Genomic DNA, 4,850 nt, shown 5'->3' with positions numbered 1-4,850 from the left:
GATGTAGAAATTATCGTCGTGGATGGCGGATCGGGCGATCGCACCCGGGAAATTGCGACATCATTAGGGGTTACTGTAGTCCGTAGCGAACCGGGGAGAGCGAGACAAATGAATCTGGGCGCTGCTCAGGCAACCGGGGAAATCCTGCTATTTTTACATGGAGATACTCGGTTGGGGTCAGGGTTTGAGACAGAGATCCGGCGCATCCTAGAGGAACCGGAGGTGGTGGGTGGAGCCTTTGAATTGAAGATTGAGGGAACAGAACCCTTGCTGCGGGTGATTGAATGGGGGGTGAAGTGGCGATCGCGCCTAGGGCAGATGCCTTATGGGGACCAGGGAATTTTTGTTCGTGCCGCCACCTTTTGGGAACTGGGAGGATTTGCCGAGATGGGGATCATGGAGGATTTTGAGTTTGTGGAACGCTTGAAACGGCGCGGACCCCTGGCGATCGCCCCAACCCCCGCCTTCACCAGTGCCAGACGATGGCAGAAATTGGGCATTCTCCAAACGACTGGGATCAATCAACTGATGATTCTGGGATACTATTTGGGGATTTCACCGACCCGTTTAGCGCATTGGTATCGCACCACCGCAGTAAAATAGGGAAATATCAGGTTGATCCGGTGGTCTGTCCTGGGTCAACGCCCCCAATCCATCCTCCTGTCCCGGCATCGTTCCACCGAACCTCGATCTCTTGAGGTGGCTTTTACCCCCTGCCAAAAACAACAATAAATTTTGGGTAAAGTTTAACCAGTTGAGGTTAAAATTACTGGGATTTAAGTTTAAACTGAAATCGGAGGATTCAATCAATCACCCTTTAACGGTGTGGCCTCCAATGAAACTCATTTGATGAATCGCAAAACCTGGCCTATTAATAGTATTTTATGGCAATCAGGACGAGTCGATTAAAACAAAGAGTTTCAGGGTTAAGACTGAATATTCTTAAGCATTCCACTCGTTTTAGGGGATTCCAAAACCAAAATTTCTTTGTCCAAAACCCCGAAATTCAGTCAACCTTATTGGGGTAAAAACACATCAGAAAACGAGTGGAAATAGAAGAGAGAAACTTCCCCTATGTGGGGGAATATAGCGGTAAAATTATAGGAGAATCATGAATCAAGAGTCTGTAGCTTCAATGTCCCTCAAAGTAATCGGGGTGATTTTAATTATATCATCACTGGTGGATTATGTGCTTTTAGCCATTCCCTTTCAGCCCGGATCACGAGAATGGCAAATTGCTTATGCCGCTCAAATTGTAGAACGAGGAATTATTCCCTTAGTAGGGATAGCTTTTTTGGTAACCGGGTTTTGGATGGATCGTTCTGAAGGTGGTGGTGTCGCTAACCGCAACCCGTTCCAAGATTTGAGATTTTGGGCATTTGTGTTGTCAACAATTCTTGGGGTGGTATTTTTAGTAGTATTTCCACTGCATTTGAATAACGTGCGGCTGCAACGTGCTGATGCTTTGCAGCAGATCCGAGAACAGGCCAGCCAGACCGAAGGTCAAGTCTTAAGCCAACTGGCTAACGAGAATGTGGAGAACGAAATTACACAACGCCGGACCGCGATCGGAGAACAAATTCGGCAATTGATATCGAATCCAGACCAACTGAACGAAGCGCTACAAAGTCCTGACGTGCCGCAACAAGAGAAGGACTTACTGGAACAATTTCAGCAGAATCCCCAAGCCTTGGATCAGTTCCTCAACCAACAATTCAGTTCGGATAATCTTCGGACTCAACAACTCACTCAGATTCGCTCTCGTCAGCAAGAACTGGAAAGTCAGACCAAAACTCGACTTACTAAGTTAGCCGTGCAAACTGGGATTAGCAGTTTGTTGTTATCCGTGGCTTACAGCATTATTGGCTGGACTGGTTTAAAAAGTATGGGGAGTGCCGGGGGAGGACGGCGTAAATCGATGGGTCGTTAGCAGCAGAAATTCGCGATCGCATTCAGGCATCACTCAGGGATACCCAGTCAAGTTGGGAAGTCAGCTTGCTCTCAATTCTATTCAAGTCTAAGTCTTTTAATTTGGCGAGGTTGCCCTCGTGACAATCCTCTCGGTTGAGTTACGATTAGGGCGAAATGGGTGCGTCAGGGCGCTCACCCGGTGCAACCCTTCTGCCATTTAGGGTGTGTGGTTCAACGAAGTGGCCGATACCGGGGTCGCAGACAAGTTTTGATCGCCGATCGCAATAACTATTCACAATTCAGCCGATAATTGGCAATTGCCCCCATGTTCTCGATTTATATCCTGACCCATAACGAACAAATTGATATTGCTGCTTGCATCGAGTCCGCCATGCTGAGTGATGAGATTATCGTGGTGGACTCGATGTCAAGCGATCGCACTGTGGAGATTGCTCGTCAGTATCCGGTACAGGTGGTCCAGCATCCCTTTGAAAGTCACGGCAAACAACGGACTTGGATGCTGCAAGAGATTCCCACCCAACATGAATGGGTGTACATCCTGGAAGCCGATGAGCGTATGACTCCTGAATTATTTCAGGAATGTCTCGATGCGATCGCCAACCCCGACGAGCTCCGAGGCTACTATATCGCCGAGCGCGTCATGTTTATGAACCAATGGATTCGGTACAGCACCCAGTACCCCCGCTATCAACTGCGCTTATTCCGCAAGGACAAGGTATGGTTCACGGATTACGGACATACGGAACGGGAAGTCTGTGATGGTCCCACCGGATTTCTGAAAGAAACCTATCCCCACTACACCAGTAGCAAAGGATTGAGTCGCTGGTTGGACAAACATAACCGCTACTCTAGTGATGAAGCTCAAGAAACCCTGCGCCAACTGCAAAAAGGAGAAGTCTCCTGGAATAATCTCTTCTTTGGGCGATCGGAAGTCGAAAAACGCAGAGCACTCAAAGATCTCTCCTTGCGCTTACCCTTTCGTCCCCTGTTGCGCTTTATTTATATGTACTTGATGCTTGGGGGCATCCTTGATGGACGCGCCGGATTTGCTTGGTGTACCTTACAGGCATTTTATGAATATCTAATCTTGCTCAAAGTGTGGGAACTCCAAAATATGCCCACCCCTGAGTTAGACCCCCAACCCACCAGCAATGCCACCACATCCAACCCCTCATAATTCTTAGGGTGTCGGGGCCCTTACGACAACCGGCAGAGATTTGAATCTCTGCCGGTTTGTTGATCTGATCCGGAATTCGGTTGTTAAAGGTCTATAAAAACCCGCACCCTCAAGGACTCTGTTGGCTCTTCAAGAAAGAGACCTCTCCCCAAACCCCTCCCCGACCTCACCCCGGCCCTCTCCTCAGAGGAGAGGGAGGTATAAGGAATAAATGTCTTCTCTGGGAGGGGCTTTCCGGCTCCCCCTGACCTCGTAGGGAAGGGGGTTGGGGGGTTAGGTCTCCCGTTAACCAACTTCAGTCCTCAAGGGTGGGGCACTTGCGGACAAAGCCCGTACTTCGACCCCCTTCGACCCTTCGACTGGCTCAGGGCTCAGGACAGGCTTCGGCCCTTCGACCCCCTTCGACCCTTCGGCGGGGCTCAGGGCTCAGGACAGGCTTTGCTCAGTAGACCCCTGCGCGGACTAAAAGTATTAAAATAATTCTTTACAATTTACTAGAGAAGCGCCTGAGTTGAACTTGACACTTTCTTTGCTCAGGGCGCAGGGTATAGTATCAGAAGATACTCCATGTTTTTTCCGTTTCTGCCAAGAAACCGGGACCGATTCAGCCTTGGCTCCCTCAAGCCGACTCAGGGGCTAAAAAGCCCGCAAGAGTTCTCCCCGAAAAAATCATGGTTTTGTGGCGATTCATTTTCTGTCTCATCCCTCACCGTTGCTGACTCCGCCCGAGGATTTTACGGAAAGGAAGGGATTCAAGGCTGGACTCTGACGGTTTTTTTGAGACCGAAGATGATACCGTTTGTTGATAATCAAGCAGTTAAAAGTGGCGATCGCGTAATGTTTCCGAACAAAAGGAGAGTGGGTGAGCTGTGATCCAACGCCTTAAACAAGACTTAAAAAATGACCTAATTGCTGGACTGCTGGTGATCATTCCCCTGGCAACCACCATTTGGCTGACGATTACTGTTGCTCGATGGGTGATCGATTTCCTGACCAGTATTCCCAAGCAGCTTAATCCCTTTGATAACCTCCACCCAATTTTAGTCATCCTGATTAACTTAGGAGTCGGGTTGGCGGTTCCCCTCCTGAGTATTCTGCTGATTGGATTGATGGCACGCAACATCGCCGGACGATGGTTGCTTGACTTGGGGGAACGAGTGCTACAAGCGATTCCCCTGGCGGGTGCGGTTTATAAAACCCTCAAGCAAATTTTAGAAACCGTCCTGAAAGATTCCAATGGGAAATTTCGACGGGTGATTTTAGTCGAGTATCCGCGCAAAGGAATCTGGGCGATCGCCTTCGTCACCGGAGGTGTCGCAGCAGAAATTCAATCCCAATTATCCGGGGGAATGGTCAGTGTTTTTATTCCCACCACGCCTAACCCGACCAGTGGGTGGTATGCTGTCGTTTCTGAAGAAGAAGTGATCAACCTCTCCATGTCCGTGGAAGATGCCTTTAAAGTCATCGTCTCCGGTGGCATTGTTAGCGCCCCTATGACTGGACCCTTGCCCCTGCCTCCATCGAGCGATCACAAGCTACAGGAACTCAGAACTGAGGTTAAACAGCAGACCCTTGTTTCTGAAGAAGAAAAAGAATATATGTGACCACAACACGCACTGAACGGAATACCGTTACAGTGCGGGCTTCTTAAGAAATTAAGGAGCGTGTCATGAGCCTGAGTAATTCGTTAAGCCAGGATTACTACGTTACTCCAGAATATATAGGCACTTTGGGATGTAGG

General features: G+C 49.0%; 4 protein-coding genes. All 4 read left to right on the top strand.

The window, feature by feature from the left end:
• The coding region (locus J0895_RS23420) for a TIGR04283 family arsenosugar biosynthesis glycosyltransferase (protein ID WP_207090402.1) at nucleotides 1–603 on the top strand (603 nt) is incomplete at its 5' end.
• Between the two features lie 508 nt (nucleotides 604–1,111).
• Nucleotides 1,112–1,930, top strand: coding sequence for a hormogonium polysaccharide biosynthesis protein HpsJ (hpsJ-B, locus tag J0895_RS23415; protein WP_207090401.1), 819 nt, complete (start codon nucleotides 1,112–1,114; stop codon nucleotides 1,928–1,930).
• Between the two features lie 306 nt (nucleotides 1,931–2,236).
• Nucleotides 2,237–3,109 (top strand): glycosyltransferase family 2 protein, encoded by an 873-nt coding sequence (locus J0895_RS23410; RefSeq protein WP_207090400.1) that lies wholly within the window; start codon nucleotides 2,237–2,239, stop codon nucleotides 3,107–3,109.
• Between the two features lie 869 nt (nucleotides 3,110–3,978).
• Nucleotides 3,979–4,713 (top strand): DUF502 domain-containing protein, encoded by a 735-nt coding sequence (locus J0895_RS23405; RefSeq protein ID WP_207090399.1) that lies wholly within the window; start codon nucleotides 3,979–3,981, stop codon nucleotides 4,711–4,713.
• The last annotated feature ends 137 nt before the right edge of the window (nucleotides 4,714–4,850 follow it).

Origin of the sequence: Phormidium pseudopriestleyi FRX01 (genome assembly GCF_017313335.1) — a bacterium.
GTDB lineage: Bacteria > Cyanobacteriota > Cyanobacteriia > Cyanobacteriales > Laspinemataceae > Laspinema > Laspinema pseudopriestleyi.
This window is presented reverse-complemented; position numbering and strand designations above follow the sequence as displayed.

Bases quoted from the DNA above. Each gene is read 5' to 3' on its own strand.
- hpsJ-B (WP_207090401.1), top strand. From the start codon at position 1,112: ATGAATCAAGAGTCTGTAGCTTCAATGTCCCTCAAAGTAATCGGGGTG.
- J0895_RS23410 (WP_207090400.1), top strand. From the start codon at position 2,237: ATGTTCTCGATTTATATCCTGACCCATAACGAACAAATTGATATTGCT.